Genomic DNA, 19,481 nt, shown 5'->3' on the forward strand with positions numbered 1-19,481 from the left:
TCACTCCCGCGGCCGTCGATTTCGCAGAATGAGCTTGTGAATTTCAGCCTCGAAGTTCACGCGGCCCTCCTTGATCAGCCGGCACATCGAGCGGAAATAGCCACCCGGATTCTGGATCGGCCGCGCCCCTGGCGCCGGCCGGTTCTGCATTTGCACCACCCATAGCAGCACGCCGGCCGCCAGCACGGGACCGATCGCCGCGATGCCCTCGCCCCAGGCGTCGGCATGCACGCCGAACCCGCCGCGGTGCCGCGCCGCCTCGTTCACGAGATCCCGCTCGTTGTGGATGGGCTCCAAATAGGCGAGGGCGTCCGGGCACGCTTTGAGCAGGTCACTGAGCGTGGTCTGGGAGGCGCGAGGCGGCTGCCCCTCACACTTCGAAGGCTCCTTGTTACAAGACTGGTCAAGGGATTCGTTGTTATTGTCTTTCTGCCGGCATTCATTGCCGCCATAGGCGGTATTGTATTGAGCCTCGGCTTCGCCGCGCAGCGCCTTCCAGGCGCCAAGGAAGGGCTCCGGCGAGCGAGAGGGGCTGCGCCGCGGCGTTTCCTTCGCCAGACGCTCATACCGCTCCCTCAGCGGGCCGATGTTCAGTCGTGGAAACCACTCGGCCAGCGTGTTGAGCACCTCGAGCGTGGCGCGCCGGTCGATGGTGATCTGGTCGAAGCCGCGCTCATTCTCGCGCTCGTGCTCCTGCAGTGCGGTGAGCTGCTGCTGCCACTCCTCCTGGCGCTCGATGAGAGGGGAGAGGTCGAAGCCATAGGCGGTGACGATCTGGCCCTTGGCGTTGCGCTGGGCGAAGCGCTTGCCGTTGGGCGAGTCCTTGGCGCGCAGAATGCCCATGGTGATCAGCTGGCGCGCGGCCAGGCGCACCGTGCGCTCCCCGAGCCCTGTGCGCTCGCACAGCAGCTCGTTGGATGGCCACACCAGCATCCGGCCCTCGATGGGCCGGCCGGCGTAGAAGGTGCACAGGGTTTCGAGCACGAAGCGCGCCGCAGCCGTCGGCTGCATCACACGCGCGCACAGGCGCGCCGCCTCGAAAAGCTCCAGCTTCTCGGCCTTCTTGATCTCGGCCGGCGTCGGGCCGACAGGCGGCAATGACCGCCAGCCCGTGGACTGCGTTCTCATCCGATTCATCCCGATCTGCGGGACAAAGCTCCGCCCTCCCTCGCCAGTGCGAGAGTTGACAAACCAGCGGTGATTCGGGATAAATCGAACCTGCGAGAACGGTGGTTCCCGAATCACCGAGAATTCAAAAGGCTCCCAGACGGCAATCTGGGGGCCTTTTCGCTTTGTGCCCTACCTCATTTCCTCCACGAAGCGGCTCACGGCGGCAGATATCGCCTCGGAGCGGTTCTTGAACTGCCCGGCACGGACGGCCTCATCCAGCCGCTCGGTTAGGGTGTTCTCAACCCAGATCGAAAGCTGCTTGCGACCCTCAGCTTCCCGCGCTTGGCGGTAGGCGGCGGATCGTTTACGAGCGAGGGCTGTCTGCACAGTATTCACCACCAGTGGACGCTTGGTGTCGCTAGTGATGTCCGATTCGTGGCGATTCGGGAAGGGCGTTTCTAGGAACGCCTCGCAGGACGCGCCGGGCGCCGGCTATATCCAGGATTCGCAGAAGGAAGATTATGGAAAGTAAGCCTTTGATTTAACTAATGAATTTGTTAACCATAGCCCATTGACGCCCCGTGGACAATCACCTTTCCAATGGCGCCTTCTGGAGAAAAAAGTATGTGTGCATTGACTTACTTTCGATCTCTCATTAGGCGTAAGGGCATTCCTGCCTGCCTTTCTCGACCCCACGACGCGCTCGCTATATCTGAATTAATGAGACGCTCGAGCAACGAGAACAACGAGGAATTAAGAAAATGAAGCGTTCCGGGAAGTCCGACACCTTGGCGGCCAAGCGCCTTAGCTTGCGCGATTTCGTAATCCAGCGGGTTGACGAGCTCAAGCCGCGGAAGAGCCAGAAGGACATCGCGGCCGAGGCGGGCTATCCCAGCCAGAACATGATCTCCCAGCTGAAGCTGGGCACCAGCAAATTGGCGATCGATCGCGTGCCCCTGCTCGCCAAGGCTCTCGACGTCGATCCCGCCTATCTGCTTCGCCTGGCTTTTGGGCAGTATTATACCGGGGAGACGATCGAGTTCCTCGACCAGGTCTACACCGGCCAGACCACAGATAACGAGCGCGAGATCCTGAACTTCATCCGAGAGGTTTCGGGCGATCGCGACCCCAAGCTGAACGAGGGCTCAAAGGCGCTGCTGCGCGAAGCGTTCGGTGTTGCCTCCGCCGATGAAGACACAACCGCCCAGAGCGCCTGACAACTTCTGCGTCGCTCGTTGTTGCTTCGCCAATAAGGCTGAAAGCCCGTCTGCACGGGCTTTTTATTTCCATTCCAACATAAGTGACTAATCACTTATTTCAGGGTCAGTGAGAAATCGAAATGGCAGTGACGGAAGCGATTCCTACCGAAGCAATGATGGATCCTGCTGAGGCATACGAGTTGGCGTCGACGCTCGTTCGCCAGGATCGGGTCGAGCTCGAAGGTGTTGATGTGATCAGTGGTTATCATCGGGAATGGGGTTTTGTGACCATCGTCATTCCTTCCTTTGGTCGGTCCCTCGTCGTCAAGCCTCTCGCAGGACACGATGCTTTCGATCACCGGGAGACATCTAGCCTTTTGCAGTCCAATATGCTCTCGCGTATTGATTGAATACTGAGCAATAACAAGAGAGAGCGCGACAATGAACCGTGAGATCATCGAGCTTCGCGAGGTTATTCAGAAGCTCGTGCCGCTTCTGACCAATCGTGGTCTCAAGGTCACCCAGCGCGGCAGCCAGGCATTCGTGCTCACGGATCTGCGCACGCGCCAGCCTGTGTCGGTCAATATCCCGAGCGTCGGCGATGGCGCCTCGCCCGAGTTCATCCGCGCCATCCAGGGCTTCATCGATCACGAGGTCGCCCACGTTCTCATCACCGACTGGAACTATTACGGAGGCGGCCCGACGCCGCAGGAGGCGAAAGATCCGAAGGTTCGCGCCTTCCAGAACACCCACAACATCGTCGAGGACACGATGATTGAGCGGGAGATCGTCAAGATCTTCCCGGGCTCCGAGCGCAACATTAGCGATACCCGCAAGTTCTTCCTCGAGCGCATCACCTCCGAGGCGCTCAAGACGGCCAAGAACGAGCAGGAAGCTTTCATCTATCTCCTGGTGCCGGCGATGCGCGCGCTTGCCGGCCACGTCGAGATGGAAGACTACATGGACCGCGGCGGCCACTGGAAGAACCCGCTTGTCGACAATCTGGTGAACAGCCTCAAGCCGTCGACGCTCGCGGCGCTCAAGACCTGCAGCAGCACCAAGGAAACGCTGGAGATCGCGCGCGAGGTCCACGAGATCCTGTATCCGCCGGCTCCGCCCGCACCGCCGGCTCCGGCGCCCTCTCCTGAGAAGGGTGATGGGGAGGATAAGCCGGACGACACCGCCGGTCCCGGCGAGGGCGACAAGGAGCGCAAGCACGAAGAGGCTGGTGACGATGGCGAGGGTGAAGCTGCGCCCGACGCTGAGAATGGTGAGGACGAAGACAAGCCGGAAGACGCCGAGGGCAGCGAAGACGAAGAGGCCGAGGCGGCCGGCACTGAGGATGATGACGACTCCGAAGATGCTGAGGAAGAGGCTCCGCAATCCGCCGCACCCGAGGGCGAAGATGAGGATGAGGAGTCCAAGGACGACGCTGGTGATCAGGACGATGACGGCCGCGACGGCGACAGCGGCAAGGATGGCGAGAGCCAGGAAAAGGATGACGCGGGCGAGAGCGGTAAGAGCTCTGCCGGCGACGACGCCGACGATGACGCTGAGGATGGCGCGGTCGGTGGCGCCGAGGGCGATGAAGATGGCGAGGACCAGGCCGACGGCTCCGGTGCCTCTGGTGACGATGAGGGCGGTGAAGGTGGCGCCGGTGGCGCAGGTGAGAACGAAGACGGCGAGCAGTCCGACGACAGCTCTGCCGGCTCCACGCCGCAGGTCATCACCGCCGGCGCTGATGGCGGCGGCGTAGGTGAGATTGAGACGGCGGATGAGAGTGACGACAAGAAGGGCGGCGGAGGCGGTGTCGGCAATGCCGCCGGCAAGTCCATGTTCGAGTTCAAGGACGACGCCTTCGAGGGACAGGATCTCTCGGCCCAGATCGCCGTCTTGATCTCCGAAGAAGCGGTCGAGGCGCTCGATCGCGACCACTACACCGTCTTCACCCGCGAGCTCGACAAGATCGCGCCGCTGGTTCCGCCGGAGAAGATCAACGATAGGTGGATTCCGGATATGGAGGACGAGGTTCGCTCCATGACCAGCCGGATGCAGAAGGACATTGAGCGCCTGATGGCGGCTCAGTCCTACATCATCCGCACGCCCGGTCATCGCGCGGGCAAACTGCATGCGCCTTCGCTCTACCGGGTGCCGCAGGGCGACGGCCGTGTGTTCTCGCAGCGCGAGGAGCACAAGTCGAAGGACACCGCCGTGATGCTCCTGATCGACAATTCCGGCTCGATGAAGGGCCAGAAGATGCGCCTTGCGATGATGGCGGGTTACGCTCTCTCGACGACACTGGAGCGCGTCAGCATCGCTCATGAGGTGATCGGGTTCACGACCGGCGACTATTACGGCATCCCCAGTTCCCTGCAGGAGGCCATGCAGGAGGACGCTCGCAAGTCTGGCGTCCGGTGGGACCGGATGCTGCCGATCGTCATGCCCGTCTACAAGGAGTTCGACGAGCGGGTGACGCCCCTGGTCAAGAAGCGCATCGCCTACTCCATGAATGCGCAGAACGGCCTGCAGGGCAATATCGATGGCGAGAGCCTCGAGTATGCGGCCATGCGGCTCATCAAGCGGCGCGAAAAGCGCAAGGTTATGCTCGTGCTCTCCGACGGTCAGCCGGCTGGCTCCAACCACGCCGGCCCGCACCTGAAATACGTGGTCCAGAACCTCACAAAGATCGGGATCGAGACCATCGGCATCGGCATCATGGACCGCGCTGTGGAGCGCTACTACCCCAAGAGCGTGGTCCTCAACAATGTGTCAGAGCTGCCCAATGAAGTGATGGGCGCTCTCAAGAAAATCCTTCAGTGACAGCACCTTAGCCGTCACGAAAGAATCTGGCGGGATTCGCATTTGGTCGCTTGTGACCCAAGCTAAAAGTAAGTATGTAGATACATGACAACGCGCACGCGACATGCGCGACAATCTGGAGAGCCAGCCATGAGTGAAGCAGCGACCCTCGACGCCGCGCCGAGCGCGGCCGTCGTCCCTGCCGCCGTCAATGACGGCAAGATCACCTGCCACATCGACAACGCCCGCGTGCATTCGATCCAGCGGCATATCGGCGATCACTATGCCGCCGAGTGGACGATCGAGCGCTACAAGCAGGAATTCCCGGGCGAGCCGCTGCTCTCGCCGGTGGCCGAGCGGCTTCTCCAGGAGCGGGCTCAGGAGCGCGCCAAGCAGCAGGCGAGCGAGCAGGTTCCCCGTCAGCCGGCATCTCCCGCGGCGATTGCCGGCCTGGTGACCGCGGCGACCGCGCTCACGCCCAAGACGGTGATGCTCAACGAGGCGTTCGGCCTCGGCAATGCGTCAGCGGCCATGAATGGCGAAGGCCGGCCAATCCCGATCACGACGTTCACGGGGCATGACCGCGCGTCGCTCGACTATCTGCCGGATCTCGATGCGGACTTTGTGTTCAACATCGACCTGCTCAAGAAGGTCATCATCGGCTTCGAGCTGAACATTCCGACCTATCTCTGGGGCTTTCACGGCACCGGCAAGACGACGGTGCTCGAGCAGGCGTCGGCGCGCACCGGCCGGCCGTTCATCCGCGTCCAGCACACGATCAACATGCAGGAGTCCGAGGTGCTCGGGCAGTGGACCGTCAAGGACGGCGCCACGCACTTCCAGCTCGGCCCGCTGCCGATGGCGATGATCAATGGCTGGGTCTACTGCGCCGACGAATACGACTTCGCCATGCCGGCCGTGACCGCGCTCTATCAGCCGGTGCTCGAGGGCAAGGCGCTGCTCATCAAGGACGCGCCCCCGATGTTCCGGCGCATCGAGCCGCATCCGAACTTCCGCTTCGTCGGCACCGGCAACACCAACGGCATCGGCGACGAAACCGGCCTCTACCAGGGCACGCTCGTCATGAACGCCGCCAACTTCTCGCGCTTCGGCATCACCGAGGAGGTCACCTACAACGAAGCGAAGGTCGAGGAGAGCATCCTCATCAGCCGCACCAAGATCGACCGGGCGACCGCCTCGAAGATCGTCAAGTTCGCCAATGACGTGCGCAAGCTGTTCCGCGACGGCAAGATCTCCATGACGGTCTCGCCGCGTGAGCTGATCCGCGCCGCGCAGCTGGGCATCGCCTATGGCGCCAAGTGGCAGATCGGGCTCGAGCTCGCTTTCGCCAATCGTCTGTCCCGTGTCGACAAGAAGGCGGTGATGGAATTCGCGCAGCGGATCTTCGGCTGATGCAGCGCCGGTTCAATCCCGCCGACAGCGCGAAGCAGATCAAGGCGTTCGCGGCTCGTGTGCATCGCCGGCTCAAGGCGGCCGGCGCTGCGTCCCACGCGGTCGAGGACGTCGAGCAGGAGCTGTGGTGCATCTGGTGCAAGGCGTGCGACGCCTATGACCCGACCCAGGGTGCGTCGTTCAAGACGTTCCTGCACAAGGGCATGCAGCTCTACATCAACCGCTATGTCGAGAAGCATGTCAGTCGGCGCCATGCCGAGGTGGTCGCTCTGTCGATCGATTACTCCTATGGCGACGAGGACGACAATGCGACGCTCGGCGACGCTGTCAGCGCCGGCGACAAGTCGGCGGAGGATGAGCTGGCCGAGACCGACCTGTTCGGCAAGGTCATCGATCGGCTCTCCGCGCGCGCCCGCCTGTTCGTGACGCTGCTGCACGAGGAGCCGGCCGAGCTCGTCAATGAGGTGAAGCACCTCGAGCAGAAGGGCGATTACGCCAGGTCGCGCGGCCTGCCCTTCAAACAGTCCCTGCGCGTGACCAGTCGCATGGTGTTCGAGCTCATGGCGGCCGACCACGCCGAGCGCCGGGCCATTCTGGAAGAGATCAATCATGTCACCCGAAAGCTCGCCTGAGACCATCGACACGAACGTTCCCGAGTTCGCGCCCGGGTGCTTCGGTTCCGCCCTCGCCTATCGCGAGACGGACAGCATCTGCACGGCCTGCGTCTTCGCCGGGCGCTGCAAGCCGCTGCACCTGCAGGCCCAGGCGGCGTTGCGCGCGCGCTTTGGCATCGAGCTCACCGAGACGCAGAAGCGCCGGATCCAGCGCGCAGCGAACCCGCCCGCGCATCCCGCGGAGATGACCGTGCCCAAGAAGGTCCAGGCGCTGATCGATCGCTTCGACAACACCAATTCCCGGGTGGCCGAGCAGCTGGGCCAGGGCGTCAATCCGTTCGCGACCACGCTGCCCTTCATGCGCATCGTCTGCCACCTGCTGCTCAATTACGCCAAGCCGATCGACCGCGGGCTGTTGGCGACGGCCTTCGCCTCGCGCCTCAACTGGCAGCAGGACACGGCCGAAGCCCATGCGCGCATGGCAATCCAGGCTCTCACTCATATCGGCGCGGTCGACAATATCGACGGCGCGATCGCACTGCGGAGGATCGGCTGATGGGTATTCGCTTCGAGTTTACCGTGGTGCGCCCGGGCGAGACCCGTGCCGGCTATGGCTATGCCGATGTCGCCGACGCGGCAGTGAGAGGCCCGGTCACCGAAGGGCTGGTCATCAATATCGAGAAGGTTCTGCGCGACGCGCTCGAGCCGCCCGGCAGCGACGTCCAGATCTCCTCGTGGTCAGTGCGGCCGGTCGAGAAGTCGGATTTGGTCTGCCAGGGCGGCGTCCTGCCGGACATTCTGCCGATCATTCTCTCCTGCCGCTCATAGGAGCACCCATGCACTCGATCCTTGCCGCGCGCACCGACTTCTCGGTGGGCGAGTCCATCCTGGGCACTGAGCGCCTGGTCGAGCTCGCGGTCGAAGCGGGCCAGAAGGCCGTCGCCATGACAGACACGATGAGTGTCACGGGCATGGTGGACTTCACCAAGCGCACCAAGGCGGCCGGCCTCAAGCCGATCATCGGCACGCGGCTGCGCCTGATGGATGATCCCGCCTGGCGCCCGGGCACCGGCGAGAAGAAGAAGGACATGCCGCCGTCCTATTTCCTGACGGTCTATGCGCGCACCGAGGCGGGCATGAAGGGCATCTTCCGGCTGCTCACCCTCGCCAATTCCGAGGACCGCTTCTACTACGAGCCGAAGCTCGGCTTTGACGACCTGCGTAAGGAGCTGCGCGACCGGCTCACGCCTGACGATCTCGCTATCGTGCTGGGCGACGCGCACAGCGTTCTCACCCATCCCGACGCCGGCGTGATCATCGAGGACCTCAAGGCGGTCTGCGCCGATGTCTACGCGCCGCTGATCCCGGTCGACACGCCCTATTTCGGCCGGCTGAACCAGCTGGCGCTCGAAGCCTTCGGCACGCACCAGATCGAGCCGATCGTCATTCGTCCGGCCTTCTACGGCCAGGGCGAGGCGGACGCGCAGGAGATCATGAGCGCAATCACCGCCAACAACAAGGTCACCGACCCCTGGCACCGCTCGACCTTCAACCGCGACTTTCATGTGGTTGGCGAGGCGGCGCTCGGCGCTGAGGCGATGAAGGCGGCAAAGCATCTGCTGCGGCGCGGCGTCCCGGCTGTCGGCCCCGCGATCAGTCGCGGTCTGCGCAACACCGATCGCCTGGTCGCCAGCATCAGCTACGAATGGACCAAGGCGGAGCCGTCGCTGCCGAAGATGGCGGCCGACGAGTTCGCGGTCGTGGTCGAGGAGTGCAAGAAGGGCTTCAAGGAGCGCTTCGCCGCGCCGGTCTTCGGCCATCAGCCGAGCGCGAAGGAGCTGACGGAGATCTATCACCCGCGGCTTGTCTACGAGCTCGAAACCCTCAAGCGGCTCAATTTCTCCGGCTACTTCCTGCTCGTGCAGGACGTGGTGCAGTTCGCCAAGCGCTCCGGCATTCTCGTCGGCCCGGGCCGCGGCTCCGTCGGCGGCTCCCTCGTCGCCTATCTCATGGGCATTACCGAGTGCGATCCGCTGCGTTTTGGGCTGCTGTTCGAGCGCTTCATCAACCCCGACCGTATCGACCTGCCCGACGCCGACCTCGACTTCATGTCCGAGCGCCGGCACGAGGTGGTCGAGTATCTCGTCGCCAAGTATGGCCGCGACCGCGTCGCCGGTGTTTCCAACTTCGGCACGCTGGCGGCTGCCTCGGCGATCCGCGATGTGAGCCGCGTCACCGGCATCCCCGAGAAGGACTATTCCGTCTCGAAATTCGTGCCCAAGCTGCACGGCGCTAATGTGCCCCTGCCCAAGTGCCGCGAGCAGGTCGGCGAGATCGACAGCTTCGCCAACCAGTATGCGCCGCTCTGGCCGATCATGGAGCGGCTCGAGGGCACGATCCGCAACTTCTCTCAGCACGCGGCCGGCATCGTCGTCGGTGGTGTGGATCTGGTCGAGCGCGCGGTCGTGGAGCGGCGCAAGGAAGAGAGCGTCGTGTGCTGGGACAAGCGCATCGTTGAGGATCAGGGCCTGATCAAGATGGACATTCTGGGCCTGCGCACGCTGGACCTGGTGAGCCAGGCGCTCGCCTACATCAAGGAGCGCACCGGCAAGACCGTCGATCTGCACCGCATTCCGCTCGATCACCCCGACGTGCTGGCGAACTTCGCCAAGGGCAACACGACCGGCATCTTCCAGTTCGAGTCCGGCGGCATGCGCCGGCTGCTGAAGGAGCTCGGCTCGGATGGCTGCATCACCTTCGACGACATCACGGCCGCGACCGCTCTCTACCGGCCCGGCCCGATGGAGTCGGGCATGATGGACAGCTTCTACAAGCGCAAGCAGGGGCTCGAGCATATCGACTACGACCATTCGCTGATGGAGCCGGTCCTGCGCGAGACGTTCGGCGTGATCGTCTACCAGGAGCAGGTCATGAAGATCTCCCAGGTGATCGCCGGCTACAGCGGCGCCGACGCCGACAAGCTGCGCAAAATCATGGGCAAGAAGCTGCCCGAGGAGATGCGCAAGGAGCGGCAGAAGTTCGTCGATGGGTGCGTGGCGACGATCGGGTGCGCCGAGGACTGGGCCGGGCGGCTGTTCGACAAGATCGAAGGCTTCGCGGGCTACGGCTTCAACAAGAGCCATTCGGTCGAATACACGCTGATCTCCTACCAGTCGATGTGGCTCAAGACCTTCCATAGCGTGGAGTTCTATGCCGCCGGCCTCACGCTCATGGATGAGGACAAGCTCCCTGCCCTGCTGCGCGACGCGGCCCAGGGTGGCGTCAAGGTGACCACACCCGACATCAACATCTCCACCAACCGCTTTGAGATCATCACCGACACCAGCCTCGCCATGCCCTTCCAGCGCATCAAGGGTCTGTCGGAGAAGACGACGAACGCCATTCTCGAGGCGCGTGCCGCCGGCCCGTTCGTGAGCAAGGAGGATTTCCTCGCCCGCGTCGAGAAGCGCCGCTGCAATGTCTCCCATCAGGCCAAGCTCGATCAGGTGGGTGCCTTCGCGCGCATCGAGCCCTCGCAGCCTGCAGCCGACGATCCCTCGCGCATCCGGGATCAGATTGAGCTTCTGCCCGGCCTGATCACCGCCAATGTGCCCGTCCAGCGCGACATGCACACCGACAAGGTGACAAAGGCGGCGATCGGGGAGCTGGTGGACGAGTATCGGGCGCAGTTCGGCCCGGGCGCCGAGGTCGTGGACGGCATGCCGGTGAAGCCCTCCTTCGGACGCACGGCGCGCTTCATGCTCGTGATGGACGCGCCCAATGGCGAGGAAGAGGGCGTCGGCATGATGGGATTCACGCGCTCCTCGGCGCCGATCATCGACGCGCTGGCTGTCGTGGGCCTCGACCGGGCGGACGCCTACTGGACCTCGGTCATCAAGCGACCCAAGCGCGGCAAGCAGATCAGCCAGGAGGAGGCGAGCGCCTATTCCCCCTATCTCCAGCGCGAGATCGAGATCCTCAAGCCGCCCGTCATCGTGCTCTGCGGCTCCCAGGCTGTCCGGCTGTTCCTGCCCGACTTCAAGGGCAAGGCGTCCGACGCGGCCGGCAAGGTGGTCTACTCCAAGGAGTTCGAGGCCAATCTCGTCATCGGGTTCTCACCCGGGGAGATCTATTACGACGAGGACAAGCAGTCGAACATGAACGACGTGTTCGCCGCGGTCGCGGATCTTCTTTCTTAAGCTACCCAGCGCACGCGACGCTATAATTCAAGCGAGCAACAGGAATTCACGCATGAGCGAAACCCCGACAACCGGCGACGCGGCCGCACAGCCGACCGTCTACCAGGTCCGTGACTACATCGACGCCGCGCAGATGAAGCGCGATCTGGCGTTCAGCACCAATGACCTCACCACGGCGATGATGGAGCAGTCCGCGCTGTTCTCCCATTACGGCGTTCTCGCCGCCCAGGCATCGCACCAGGTGGATGTGGTGAAGATGCTGCTCGAGAACACCGAGGCGGCGGTCTACAAGGCCGAGCGCGACCGGCTGGCCAGCTCCGGCGAGAAGTTCACCGAGACGCTTCTGGAGAAGATTGTCTCGCGCCACTCGCGCGTCATCTCCATGAAGAAAGCCCTCAACGAGGCCAAGCGCATCGAGTCCATCGGCAAGATCGCGGTCGAGGGCTTCCGGCACCGGCGTGACATGCTGGTGCAGCAGGGCCTGATCTCCCGCGAGGAGATGAAGGGCGAGCTCAAGATCGCCGAGCGCAACGTGCGCGAGGATGTCCAGGCCCAGCAGCGCGAGGCGGTGCTGCAGCAGATGGCCCAGAGAAACGCAGCCTGACGAAATCTCTGTTTCGCTGCGCTATAATGTAAGTGACTGCATACATATTTCACCCCGAAAGGCTCTGACATGCCCAACCCCTTCAAGCGCCCGGCCAACGTCGACACCATTCTCGCGCCGATGGCCAAGATCGTCGCCAAGCTGAACGCCTTCGCCGAGAAGAGCCGCGCCACGGCGGATGAGAAGGCCGTCGAGGCCAATCGTCTGCGCGACGAGGCCGACGCCTGCCGCTTCGAGGCGGCCCGCGCGGAGCGCCTCAGCAAGAAATACGGCTCGCTGGTCACCGGCGACTGAGCGCAAATCGCGCAATCCCGCGCAAATCGTGCTATACATAAATAGCTAACTACAGTTTTCTGTATCAGCGGCACGAAGCATCAAGCACCAAGCACCAAGCACCAGGAAAGACAGCCACATGGGTCTCAATCCCCAGCTTCTCCAGATGGTCTCCCAGGCCAAGTCCAAGTATGCCGGCAACTCCGGCAAGGCCATCAAGCCCAAGGAAGGCCGCAATACCTACCGCATCGTCGCGCCCACGCATCAGCAGGCGCCGTGGGTCGATCCCGTGACCGGCAAGTGGTGGGCCGATCTCGGCGTCCACTGGATCAAGAGTGATCCGAACGGCAAGCCGATCGCCGTCGTCGGTGACTGCGACACCGTCTACCAGCAGCCCTCCCCGCTCAACACCGCGATCGAGATGGCGATCCACAGCGCCGTCGACGAGGATTCCAAGAAGCTCTACGAGGAGTGGAAGGCCCGCAAGTCGATCCTGCTCAACGTGGTCGATCGCTCGACCCCGGGTGATGACCCCGACGTGCTCGAGCTGACCACGACCACCTTCTCCAAGGTGCTCGAGCTCTACACGATGTATGCCGAAGCCGGCCAGGACATCACCGATCCGGCGAGCGGCCAGGACATCGTCATCACCCGCACCGGCAAGGGCCTCAACACCAACTACGACGTCGCCATCGCGCCGCTCGCGCCGGGCGCCTCGCACAAGCCGGTTCCGCTCGCGAGCCTGCAGAAGGCGACCGACCTGATGGACTTCATCCAGAAGAACTACTTCCGCGGTGAAGAGCAGAAGGCCCTGAACGCGATCGCCCAGATCGCCGGCGTGGCCCTGCCGCGTCTTGGTGCGGCTCCGGCCGGCGCTCTCGCCGCCCGCACGCCGACGGCCGCGCTGACCTCTGCGTCGGCCTCCGTCGCCGAGGCCGATCCGGTGACGACCGTGGCGCCGGCGGTGACCGCGCCTGTTACCCCGGCGGCCGCTGCGGCGCCCGTCGTGGACCAGGCGGCCATCGACCTTGCTGCGCGCCGCGCCGCGATCCTCAAGCGTCAGCAGGAAGAGCTGGCCGAGATCGAGGCGGCGGAAGCGGCGGCTGCCTCCAAGGCCGCTGCGCCGGCCCCTGCGGCTGCTCCCGCGGCCACTGTGCTGCCGGAAGCGGAGGTCGACAGCATCCTGAGCGAGCTCGACAACCTCGTCGGCTGATTGCTGCGCGAGGGTTAGCTCCGGGCCTTCGCGTAGCGTGATCCCGGCGTCGCGGCCGGATCACACAGAGGGCGGTGCAGTCCCCGGCACCGCCCTTCTTCCTTCAGAAAGGGAATTTCGATGGCCCCGAAAGGCTACCTCATCATCGATGGCAACAGCCTCGGCCACTACTACAACAACGGCGCCAAGCTCACGATCGGCAACGCCCAGGTGCAGGCCATCTTTGGCTTCCTGAAATGCGTCCGCTCGATGTGCGCGACCTACGCCAATCTGCAGCCCGTCGTCGTCTGGGACGGCGCGTCATGGCGCAAGATGCTGCTGCGCTCCTACAAGGAGATCCGCGATCGCGCCGTCACGCCCAATGAGCTCAAGCTGGCCGCGGCCAAGGCGGAATACAAGAAGCAGGTGCCGGCCATCCAGAAGGCGCTCCGCTTGATGGGCGTTCCCCAGGTCAGCGCGCTCAACATGGAAGCCGATGACCTCGGCGCGATCATGGCCGACCGCTACGCGGCGCAGGGCGCTCTGGTGGTCCTCGTCACCGGCGACAAGGACTGGCTGCAGCTGGTCGGCCCCAAGGTGATCTGGAAGGACCCGATCAACGACCGGATGGTCACGGCCAAGAACTTCGAGGACTTCACCGGCGTGAAGACCACGCGCCAGTTCGTGGAGATGAAGGCGCTCGCCGGTGACCAGGGCGACAGCGTGCCTGGCGTCGGCGGTATCGGCGAGAAGGGTGCGATCGACTTCCTCAACACCTATGGCAGCGTCGCCGATTTCACCAGCCAGTGCCTGCTCGAGAAGACCATCGACATCAAGAAGCTGCCCAAGAAATACCGGGCGCTGGTCGAGGACGAGAACAAGGCCATCGCCTTCGCCGGCAACATCAATCTCGTGGATCTGCGCTCTCCCGCGCGTCCCGCGCCCGTCAATCTGCACATCGACAAGGGAACGCCCGACGCGGCCAAGCTGCGCCTGCTGTGTGAGACGCTGCTGTTCCAGTCGATCACCAAGAACTTCGACGAATGGATCTCGGTGTTCCCGCGCCTGCGGGGCACTGAAGCGGCTCCGGCAGCCGCCTGAGCATCTTCGCCGATATGAGTGAGCAATCACTCACAACCGACCCAGTAAAGGACAGAGAATGAGCAGTCCCGAAGAACTCGCCAAGGCCCTTGCCGGTATCATCGGTGAGAACGATGAAGAGGCGACCGTCAAGCAGTTCCTTGATACCGGCTTCCCGCCGCTGAACAACGCCTCTGTCGCCCGTTGGGATGGCGGCTTCCCCGTTGGTCGTCTGATCGAGATTGCCGGCCCGCCCTCCTCCGGCAAGACCGCTATCGCGACGGCGGCCATGGGAGCGGCCCAGGCTGCCGGCGGTGTCGCAGGCTTTATGGATCACGAGCGTTCGTTCTCGATGGCGCTCGCGCCCAGGCTCGGCCTCAACATCAAGCCCGGTCACTTCATCTACAAGAAACCCGAAACGTTCGAACAGTCCGTCGGCATTTTCCACCTCGCCGTGAGGACCATCCGCGACAAGAAGCTGATCAAGCCGGACGCGCCGATCTGCTGGGTTTTCGATAGCCTCGCGGCGATGGTTCCGCAGTCGGTCCTCTACGATGACAAGGGCAATCTGCGTCCGCCCGAGAAGCGGAACATGAACGACAACACGGCGCTGGCTCGGGCGACCTCGGCGCACTTCCCGGCGATCGCCCAGATCGCCGAGCAGTATGGCGTGTGCGTCATCTTCCTGAACCAGATGCGCAAAAAGATCGGCGTCATGTTCGGGGACCCGCGCAAGACCACTGGCGGCGACTCTCCCGAGTTCTATTTCTCGCAGCGCCTCTGGCTCTCAGCCGCTCAGATCAAGGCCGGCAAGGAGAGCAAGGAGGTCGTGGGTATGGAAGTGACCGGGGCCTTCGTGAAGAACAAGGTCGCCCGGCCTTTTGCGAAGGCCAAGTGGCGGTTCATGTTCATGCCCGACGGCACCGGCCGCTTCGACGCCGAGGCGAGTCTGGTCGAGTTCCTCAATGAGCAGAAGCTGCTGCCGACCGCCAGGCCGGACGGCAAGCCGGTTCGCCAGGGCTATGTGCTCTGGGAGGGCAAGGAGGTCGCGCGCAGCCAGCTGCCGCGTCTCATCGAGGCGGAAGGCCCGGCCGGCTTCGCCAAGCTCACCAAGCTGCTGCCGGCCGCCTATGAGGCGCCGGTGATCTCGGAGACGGAGCTCGACGGCGAGCTGGAGGCAGCGTAATGGGCGTGAAGCTCACCGGCGCAGAATACAAGGCGTTCATCGCCTCGGACTGGGGCCATCCCGACGCCTATTGGGATGACACCTCGTTCAAGGTCGATGGTCAGAAAACCGACGACATCGATGACCAAGCGCTGAATGATGATGCCATTGTGGAAATCCTCGCGGGGTATTTCTTCGCCGACCAGAAGATGTCGACGCGGGGCGTAAAAGCGACCACCTTCGTCAAGAAGTGGCTCAAGAAACATACGACCTTCACCGTCACTGTAATCGTGCCGAAGGAGCGCCGGGACGAGCTGATGTCCCTTCTTGAGGGTATGGCGAGCAAGGGTGTATCGGTAGCGCGGTGAGGAAAGCTCCCGGCTTCACGGCCGGGAGCACAACGATAAGGAACGGCACTTTGAAAGACTTTTCGGCTCAGTTCGACGCGGGCACATACTTCGGCCACAGCACTTTATTCGCCGGCACGGCGAACACGGAGTCGTTGGTGGTCCACGTTGCCGCGCCCACGGAGAAGGCTGCTCTTGATGCGGTTCATGGCGTTTACGGACATTTGGTGAGCACCAGAGAACTGTCCAGCAAGCTCACACCGCCTGTTATCGTTCAAGTTCACCCGTCCGGGCCGGATGAGATTTCGGTAGTCGCGGCAAGATTGCATTATATCCTGGGCTCCATCCGAATTCTGGCGATCTTGCGGGAGGAGATTAATGGGGCCACGACTGGCGTGTCTGTGGTGGCGGAAGACGGCGAGCGCCGGCGGGTGATTATGATGACTTCGTCATCACAATTCGCCGATGCCAACAAATACATCAGCCCCTGGGCCGTATATCAGGAAGTGCTCAAGCACTTCTGATCCCACGCACTCCCCTACCCCGTTCTGCTATAAATGAATTTGACGACGCAGAACGGGGTATTCATGAAAGTCATCTCCATCTGGCAGCCCTTCGCCGAGCTGCTGGTCCGCAGATACAAGGTCTTTGAGACGCGCTCGTGGGCCCCTCCCCGCTCCTGCATCGGCCTGCGGATGGGCATCGCCTCGACCAAGACGCTCCGGCCCGAGCAGCGGGCTCATTTCAACGATCCCGAGTTTCAGGCCCATTACAGCAAGCTGGGCCTGCCTGAGCGGCTCGAAGATCTCTCCCACGGCTATCTGCTGGGCACCGCCGTGCTCGACTCCTACGAGCTCATCACCGCCGAGTTCCTCGAGGATGTGTCCGACGAGGAGCAGCAATATGGCTGGTTCAACCTCGGCGGCTATGCCTGGCGGATGGTCGATCCCATCAGGCTCGAGCACCCGGTGCCCATCCGTGGTGCGCAGGGCATCTACGAGTGGAAAGGACAGTTGCCCGGCCATGAACATGAAGAACGTCCAGCGCCGGTATAAGCGCGGCCGCATCGTGATCGGCATGGTCTACAAGCTCAAGGACGGGCGGGAGGTCTATCTCGCCCGGCGCAGTCAGAAGCACCTCTTCCGCAATGGCGAAAAGACCTTCTCGGATGCGCTCGCCATGGGCAAGGCGGCCTGGGCGATCGATGATGACACCCTGCTCCGGCTGCGCAGCGAGGGTGTCGATTGGGTCGGCATCTATGTGACCGACTCCCGCGAGTTCTATCTCACCACCATGGCGCATTATCAGGACACGCGGATCGCCAAGGTGCTGAACTACGAGGCCCGCGGCGGCTCGCTGCAGCGCTATCTGCCCACCGAGCATTTCGGGTATTTCGCGCGCCCGACGCGCATTCGCTGAACCCGCGCTCAATCCAAATGCGCACGCGCTATAACGTAAGTGAGTGCATACATAGAGAGACAACATGTCTGATGAAGAAGCTCATGCCGCTTTTATGGCTCGCTGGCGAGAAGATGAACTAGCCATCAAAGCCTTTATGCGGGCAGGAATGTCCGCGTGCGAGGCGCGTCGTGCTTATCGAGGCGTTCAGGACAAGTTCAACCGATTTTCTGCCATCACCGAAATCAGCGACGTTGTATTTATAGAATACGACAACTGCAGTTGGGCGTTTCGTTTACTAGGCCCCCGCCCGGCTGACCGCGATGACATACCAGTTTTCCTTTTGGAAAGCTCGGTTGCTTACTTCACTGGCGAGCGACGCCCGTTGCCTACCGGGAGAGAGTTTCGCTTCACCGATCTAAGGATTGAATGATGATCTACGGCGTCGTCTCCGACATTCACTGCCATGCCTGGTCCCTGTTCTCGCGCATCAACCCCGATGGCGTGAACTCGCGCCTGCGCATCACGCTCAATGAGCTGGAACGCGCCGCAACTGTCGTGCTTGCCAATGGCGGCCGCACGCTGGTGATCCCCGGCGACATTCTGCACACGCGCGGCACCATCGATCCCGAGGTGCTCAACCCGCTGCGCAAGACGATCGAGGGTATCCTCGACGACGGCGTGAGCATCTATGCCATCCCCGGCAATCACGACCTCAAGTCGGAGGATTCCCAGGAGCTCTCGAGCGCCATCCAGAACCTGGCGCAGATCTCCATCGAGGGCGCGCAGTTCAAGATCTTCAACCGGGTCGATGTCATTGCGGTCGAAGGGCAACGCCTGGGCTTCGTGCCGTGGCGCAACCGGCGCGAGGATCTGCTGAAGGATCTCGAGACGCTCGCCAAGCAGTGCCAGAAGCCGGCCGAGACCGACGTGTTCATTCACGCCGGCATCGAGGGCGTGCTGCCGAACATGCCGGCCTCCGGCCTGACCGACAAGATCCTCGGCGACTTCGGCTTCCGGCATGTCTTCGCCGGCCACTACCACAATCACAAGGTCATGCAGCACGGCGTGATCTCGGTCGGCGCCACGACGCACCATAACTGGGGCGACGTTGGCAGTCGGGCCGGCTTCCTGCTGGTCGGTGGCAGCGCCGGCGCCGTGACGTTCCAGGACACCCACGCGCCCAAGTTCGTCGACGTGTCGGGCATGTCCGAGGAGGACATCCAGCTTGGATGCGACGGCAACTATGTCCGCTTCCGCGGGCCGCAGATGACCCAGCAGCAGATCACGGAGTTGCGCGAGCAGTTCAAGGACTGGGGTGCGCTGGGCACGTCGATCGAGGTCCCCCGGGCGATCGCAACGGCGCGCGCCGGGGCCCCACGCACGGCCGGCGTCTCGCTGGCGACCTCCGTCCAGCTCTTTGTCGACGCCAGCGCCTCGATCCCGGCGCATGTCGACCGGGCCCGGGTGAAGGAGCGCGCGGCTGAGGTGCTCGCGGCCAGCCAGGCTGTCTACGAAGACGCCTGACGATATCCACGTATGTCTTTGATGATATAAGACAAATCGAAATCAGAGGCCGCGATGCTCTACACCGTTCGCTACACGACCAAGTCGATCGTCACCAAGTATGACGGCCGCGGCAACAAGGTCGGCACCTATACCGACGACGTTCCGGTCGTGATCACCGCGCTGCCGCATATCACGGCGATGCAATACAAGGACTGCGACAACTTCAAGATCGAGCCCTACTTCGCCGATCCTGGTCGCGGTGAGCCGGCGCCGCGGCGCACGCACGCCGAGAGCTCGGGCCGGGAGCGCACCCGCGCGCCTACGACCAAGCCGGCCGGCAAGCCCTCGGTCAATGATGCTGCCCGCACCGGCGATCTCGCCGCTGCGATCAATGGAGGCGCGTGAGACATGATCACCGAGGGGCAGGTGGTTGAGGCTTATCGCGCCTGGCTTCGACTAAAGATCCGGGAGCAGCGTCAGGGCTTGATCGAGACCCAAAGCCAGGCCGACGAGCGGCAAGATGCTCAATACCACTGGCAAACCTTTGAGCTGCAATACCTCGCGCAGGAGACGCGCTGA

General features: G+C 63.1%; 22 protein-coding genes. 21 read left to right on the plus strand and 1 reads right to left on the minus strand.

The genetic code is table 11. The features are described 5' to 3' along the window. A complete protein-coding gene (repC, locus tag BLO63_RS19490; RefSeq protein WP_162841850.1) occupies nucleotides 1-1,128 on the minus strand; it encodes a plasmid replication protein RepC in 1,128 nt (375 codons plus the stop codon). A gap of 743 nt (nucleotides 1,129-1,871) precedes the next feature. Between repC and BLO63_RS19500 the strand changes: the two genes are divergently transcribed. From BLO63_RS19500 to BLO63_RS21165, 21 genes are all read left to right on the plus strand, one after another. Next, nucleotides 1,872-2,327 carry a helix-turn-helix domain-containing protein gene (locus BLO63_RS19500; RefSeq protein ID WP_091444230.1) on the plus strand — a complete coding sequence of 152 codons (456 nt, stop codon included), beginning with the start codon at nucleotides 1,872-1,874 and terminating at the stop codon, nucleotides 2,325-2,327. A 122-nt stretch (nucleotides 2,328-2,449) separates the two neighbouring features. Beyond that, a complete protein-coding gene (locus BLO63_RS19505; protein ID WP_091444233.1) occupies nucleotides 2,450-2,719 on the plus strand; it encodes a hypothetical protein in 270 nt (89 codons plus the stop codon). A gap of 31 nt (nucleotides 2,720-2,750) precedes the next feature. Further along, nucleotides 2,751-5,129 (plus strand): cobaltochelatase CobT-related protein, encoded by a 2,379-nt coding sequence (locus BLO63_RS19510; protein WP_091444236.1) that lies wholly within the window; start codon nucleotides 2,751-2,753, stop codon nucleotides 5,127-5,129. A 129-nt stretch (nucleotides 5,130-5,258) separates the two neighbouring features. Next, nucleotides 5,259-6,521, plus strand: a complete 1,263-nt coding sequence (locus BLO63_RS19515) for an AAA family ATPase (protein ID WP_162841851.1) — start codon at nucleotides 5,259-5,261, stop codon at nucleotides 6,519-6,521. Continuing rightward, entirely contained in the window at nucleotides 6,521-7,153 is a 633-nt protein-coding gene (locus tag BLO63_RS19520; RefSeq protein WP_091444240.1) for a sigma factor, read from the plus strand. The genes BLO63_RS19515 and BLO63_RS19520 overlap by 1 nt, the downstream gene beginning before the upstream one ends. Next, a complete protein-coding gene (locus tag BLO63_RS19525) occupies nucleotides 7,131-7,691 on the plus strand; it encodes a hypothetical protein (protein WP_091444242.1) in 561 nt (186 codons plus the stop codon). Before BLO63_RS19520 ends, BLO63_RS19525 begins: the two co-directional genes overlap by 23 nt. Beyond that, nucleotides 7,691-7,963 carry a hypothetical protein gene (locus tag BLO63_RS21160; RefSeq protein WP_162841852.1) on the plus strand — a complete coding sequence of 91 codons (273 nt, stop codon included), beginning with the start codon at nucleotides 7,691-7,693 and terminating at the stop codon, nucleotides 7,961-7,963. The genes BLO63_RS19525 and BLO63_RS21160 overlap by 1 nt, the downstream gene beginning before the upstream one ends. Before the next feature lie 8 nt (nucleotides 7,964-7,971). Beyond that, entirely contained in the window at nucleotides 7,972-11,334 is a 3,363-nt protein-coding gene (gene dnaE, locus BLO63_RS19530; protein ID WP_162841853.1) for a DNA polymerase III subunit alpha, read from the plus strand. Nucleotides 11,335-11,386: 52 nt separating this feature from the next. Next, nucleotides 11,387-11,938: a hypothetical protein gene (locus BLO63_RS19535; protein ID WP_091444249.1), complete on the plus strand. Its 552-nt coding sequence runs from the start codon at nucleotides 11,387-11,389 to the stop codon at nucleotides 11,936-11,938. A 69-nt stretch (nucleotides 11,939-12,007) separates the two neighbouring features. Then, on the plus strand, nucleotides 12,008-12,232 hold the full coding sequence (locus BLO63_RS19540; protein WP_091444251.1) for a hypothetical protein: 225 nt from the start codon (nucleotides 12,008-12,010) through the stop codon (nucleotides 12,230-12,232). A 118-nt stretch (nucleotides 12,233-12,350) separates the two neighbouring features. Next, nucleotides 12,351-13,424 carry a hypothetical protein gene (locus BLO63_RS19545; protein WP_091444253.1) on the plus strand — a complete coding sequence of 358 codons (1,074 nt, stop codon included), beginning with the start codon at nucleotides 12,351-12,353 and terminating at the stop codon, nucleotides 13,422-13,424. A gap of 120 nt (nucleotides 13,425-13,544) precedes the next feature. Further along, on the plus strand, nucleotides 13,545-14,504 hold the full coding sequence (locus BLO63_RS19550; protein ID WP_091444256.1) for a 5'-3' exonuclease H3TH domain-containing protein: 960 nt from the start codon (nucleotides 13,545-13,547) through the stop codon (nucleotides 14,502-14,504). Nucleotides 14,505-14,562: 58 nt separating this feature from the next. Continuing rightward, nucleotides 14,563-15,669 carry a RecA family protein gene (locus BLO63_RS19555; RefSeq protein WP_091444259.1) on the plus strand — a complete coding sequence of 369 codons (1,107 nt, stop codon included), beginning with the start codon at nucleotides 14,563-14,565 and terminating at the stop codon, nucleotides 15,667-15,669. Further along, nucleotides 15,669-16,016 (plus strand): hypothetical protein, encoded by a 348-nt coding sequence (locus tag BLO63_RS19560; RefSeq protein WP_091444261.1) that lies wholly within the window; start codon nucleotides 15,669-15,671, stop codon nucleotides 16,014-16,016. The genes BLO63_RS19555 and BLO63_RS19560 overlap by 1 nt, the downstream gene beginning before the upstream one ends. Nucleotides 16,017-16,066: 50 nt before the next feature. Beyond that, nucleotides 16,067-16,519 carry a hypothetical protein gene (locus BLO63_RS19565; RefSeq protein ID WP_091444263.1) on the plus strand — a complete coding sequence of 151 codons (453 nt, stop codon included), beginning with the start codon at nucleotides 16,067-16,069 and terminating at the stop codon, nucleotides 16,517-16,519. Between the two features lie 63 nt (nucleotides 16,520-16,582). After that, nucleotides 16,583-17,050: an ASCH domain-containing protein gene (locus BLO63_RS19570; RefSeq protein WP_091444266.1), complete on the plus strand. Its 468-nt coding sequence runs from the start codon at nucleotides 16,583-16,585 to the stop codon at nucleotides 17,048-17,050. Next, a complete protein-coding gene (locus BLO63_RS19575; protein ID WP_143007097.1) occupies nucleotides 17,019-17,414 on the plus strand; it encodes a hypothetical protein in 396 nt (131 codons plus the stop codon). The genes BLO63_RS19570 and BLO63_RS19575 overlap by 32 nt, the downstream gene beginning before the upstream one ends. Before the next feature lie 64 nt (nucleotides 17,415-17,478). Then, the gene (locus tag BLO63_RS21015; RefSeq protein ID WP_143007098.1) at nucleotides 17,479-17,826 is read left to right on the plus strand and encodes a hypothetical protein; all 348 of its coding nucleotides are present in this window, start codon (nucleotides 17,479-17,481) and stop codon (nucleotides 17,824-17,826) included. Next, the gene (locus BLO63_RS19580) at nucleotides 17,826-18,920 is read left to right on the plus strand and encodes a metallophosphoesterase (RefSeq protein ID WP_162841854.1); all 1,095 of its coding nucleotides are present in this window, start codon (nucleotides 17,826-17,828) and stop codon (nucleotides 18,918-18,920) included. The genes BLO63_RS21015 and BLO63_RS19580 overlap by 1 nt, the downstream gene beginning before the upstream one ends. A 54-nt stretch (nucleotides 18,921-18,974) precedes the next feature. Continuing rightward, nucleotides 18,975-19,307 carry a hypothetical protein gene (locus BLO63_RS19585; protein WP_091444272.1) on the plus strand — a complete coding sequence of 111 codons (333 nt, stop codon included), beginning with the start codon at nucleotides 18,975-18,977 and terminating at the stop codon, nucleotides 19,305-19,307. A gap of 3 nt (nucleotides 19,308-19,310) precedes the next feature. Further along, the gene (locus BLO63_RS21165) at nucleotides 19,311-19,481 is read left to right on the plus strand and encodes a hypothetical protein (RefSeq protein WP_162841855.1); all 171 of its coding nucleotides are present in this window, start codon (nucleotides 19,311-19,313) and stop codon (nucleotides 19,479-19,481) included.

Source organism: Ancylobacter rudongensis, assembly GCF_900100155.1.
In the GTDB taxonomy this organism is placed as follows: domain Bacteria; phylum Pseudomonadota; class Alphaproteobacteria; order Rhizobiales; family Xanthobacteraceae; genus Ancylobacter; species Ancylobacter rudongensis.

What these genes read in the sequence shown, in the direction of transcription:
- repC (WP_162841850.1), bottom strand. Translation starts at nt 1,128, where the DNA reads ATGAGAACGCAGTCCACGGGCTGGCGGTCATTGCCGCCTGTCGGCCCG.
- BLO63_RS19500 (WP_091444230.1), top strand. Translation starts at nt 1,872, where the DNA reads ATGAAGCGTTCCGGGAAGTCCGACACCTTGGCGGCCAAGCGCCTTAGC.
- BLO63_RS19505 (WP_091444233.1), top strand. Translation starts at nt 2,450, where the DNA reads ATGGCAGTGACGGAAGCGATTCCTACCGAAGCAATGATGGATCCTGCT.
- BLO63_RS19510 (WP_091444236.1), top strand. Translation starts at nt 2,751, where the DNA reads ATGAACCGTGAGATCATCGAGCTTCGCGAGGTTATTCAGAAGCTCGTG.
- BLO63_RS19515 (WP_162841851.1), top strand. Translation starts at nt 5,259, where the DNA reads ATGAGTGAAGCAGCGACCCTCGACGCCGCGCCGAGCGCGGCCGTCGTC.
- BLO63_RS19520 (WP_091444240.1), top strand. Translation starts at nt 6,521, where the DNA reads ATGCAGCGCCGGTTCAATCCCGCCGACAGCGCGAAGCAGATCAAGGCG.
- BLO63_RS19525 (WP_091444242.1), top strand. Translation starts at nt 7,131, where the DNA reads ATGTCACCCGAAAGCTCGCCTGAGACCATCGACACGAACGTTCCCGAG.
- BLO63_RS21160 (WP_162841852.1), top strand. Translation starts at nt 7,691, where the DNA reads ATGGGTATTCGCTTCGAGTTTACCGTGGTGCGCCCGGGCGAGACCCGT.
- dnaE (WP_162841853.1), top strand. Translation starts at nt 7,972, where the DNA reads ATGCACTCGATCCTTGCCGCGCGCACCGACTTCTCGGTGGGCGAGTCC.
- BLO63_RS19535 (WP_091444249.1), top strand. Translation starts at nt 11,387, where the DNA reads ATGAGCGAAACCCCGACAACCGGCGACGCGGCCGCACAGCCGACCGTC.
- BLO63_RS19540 (WP_091444251.1), top strand. Translation starts at nt 12,008, where the DNA reads ATGCCCAACCCCTTCAAGCGCCCGGCCAACGTCGACACCATTCTCGCG.
- BLO63_RS19545 (WP_091444253.1), top strand. Translation starts at nt 12,351, where the DNA reads ATGGGTCTCAATCCCCAGCTTCTCCAGATGGTCTCCCAGGCCAAGTCC.
- BLO63_RS19550 (WP_091444256.1), top strand. Translation starts at nt 13,545, where the DNA reads ATGGCCCCGAAAGGCTACCTCATCATCGATGGCAACAGCCTCGGCCAC.
- BLO63_RS19555 (WP_091444259.1), top strand. Translation starts at nt 14,563, where the DNA reads ATGAGCAGTCCCGAAGAACTCGCCAAGGCCCTTGCCGGTATCATCGGT.
- BLO63_RS19560 (WP_091444261.1), top strand. Translation starts at nt 15,669, where the DNA reads ATGGGCGTGAAGCTCACCGGCGCAGAATACAAGGCGTTCATCGCCTCG.
- BLO63_RS19570 (WP_091444266.1), top strand. Translation starts at nt 16,583, where the DNA reads ATGAAAGTCATCTCCATCTGGCAGCCCTTCGCCGAGCTGCTGGTCCGC.
- BLO63_RS19575 (WP_143007097.1), top strand. Translation starts at nt 17,019, where the DNA reads ATGAACATGAAGAACGTCCAGCGCCGGTATAAGCGCGGCCGCATCGTG.
- BLO63_RS21015 (WP_143007098.1), top strand. Translation starts at nt 17,479, where the DNA reads ATGTCTGATGAAGAAGCTCATGCCGCTTTTATGGCTCGCTGGCGAGAA.
- BLO63_RS19580 (WP_162841854.1), top strand. Translation starts at nt 17,826, where the DNA reads ATGATCTACGGCGTCGTCTCCGACATTCACTGCCATGCCTGGTCCCTG.
- BLO63_RS19585 (WP_091444272.1), top strand. Translation starts at nt 18,975, where the DNA reads ATGCTCTACACCGTTCGCTACACGACCAAGTCGATCGTCACCAAGTAT.
- BLO63_RS21165 (WP_162841855.1), top strand. Translation starts at nt 19,311, where the DNA reads ATGATCACCGAGGGGCAGGTGGTTGAGGCTTATCGCGCCTGGCTTCGA.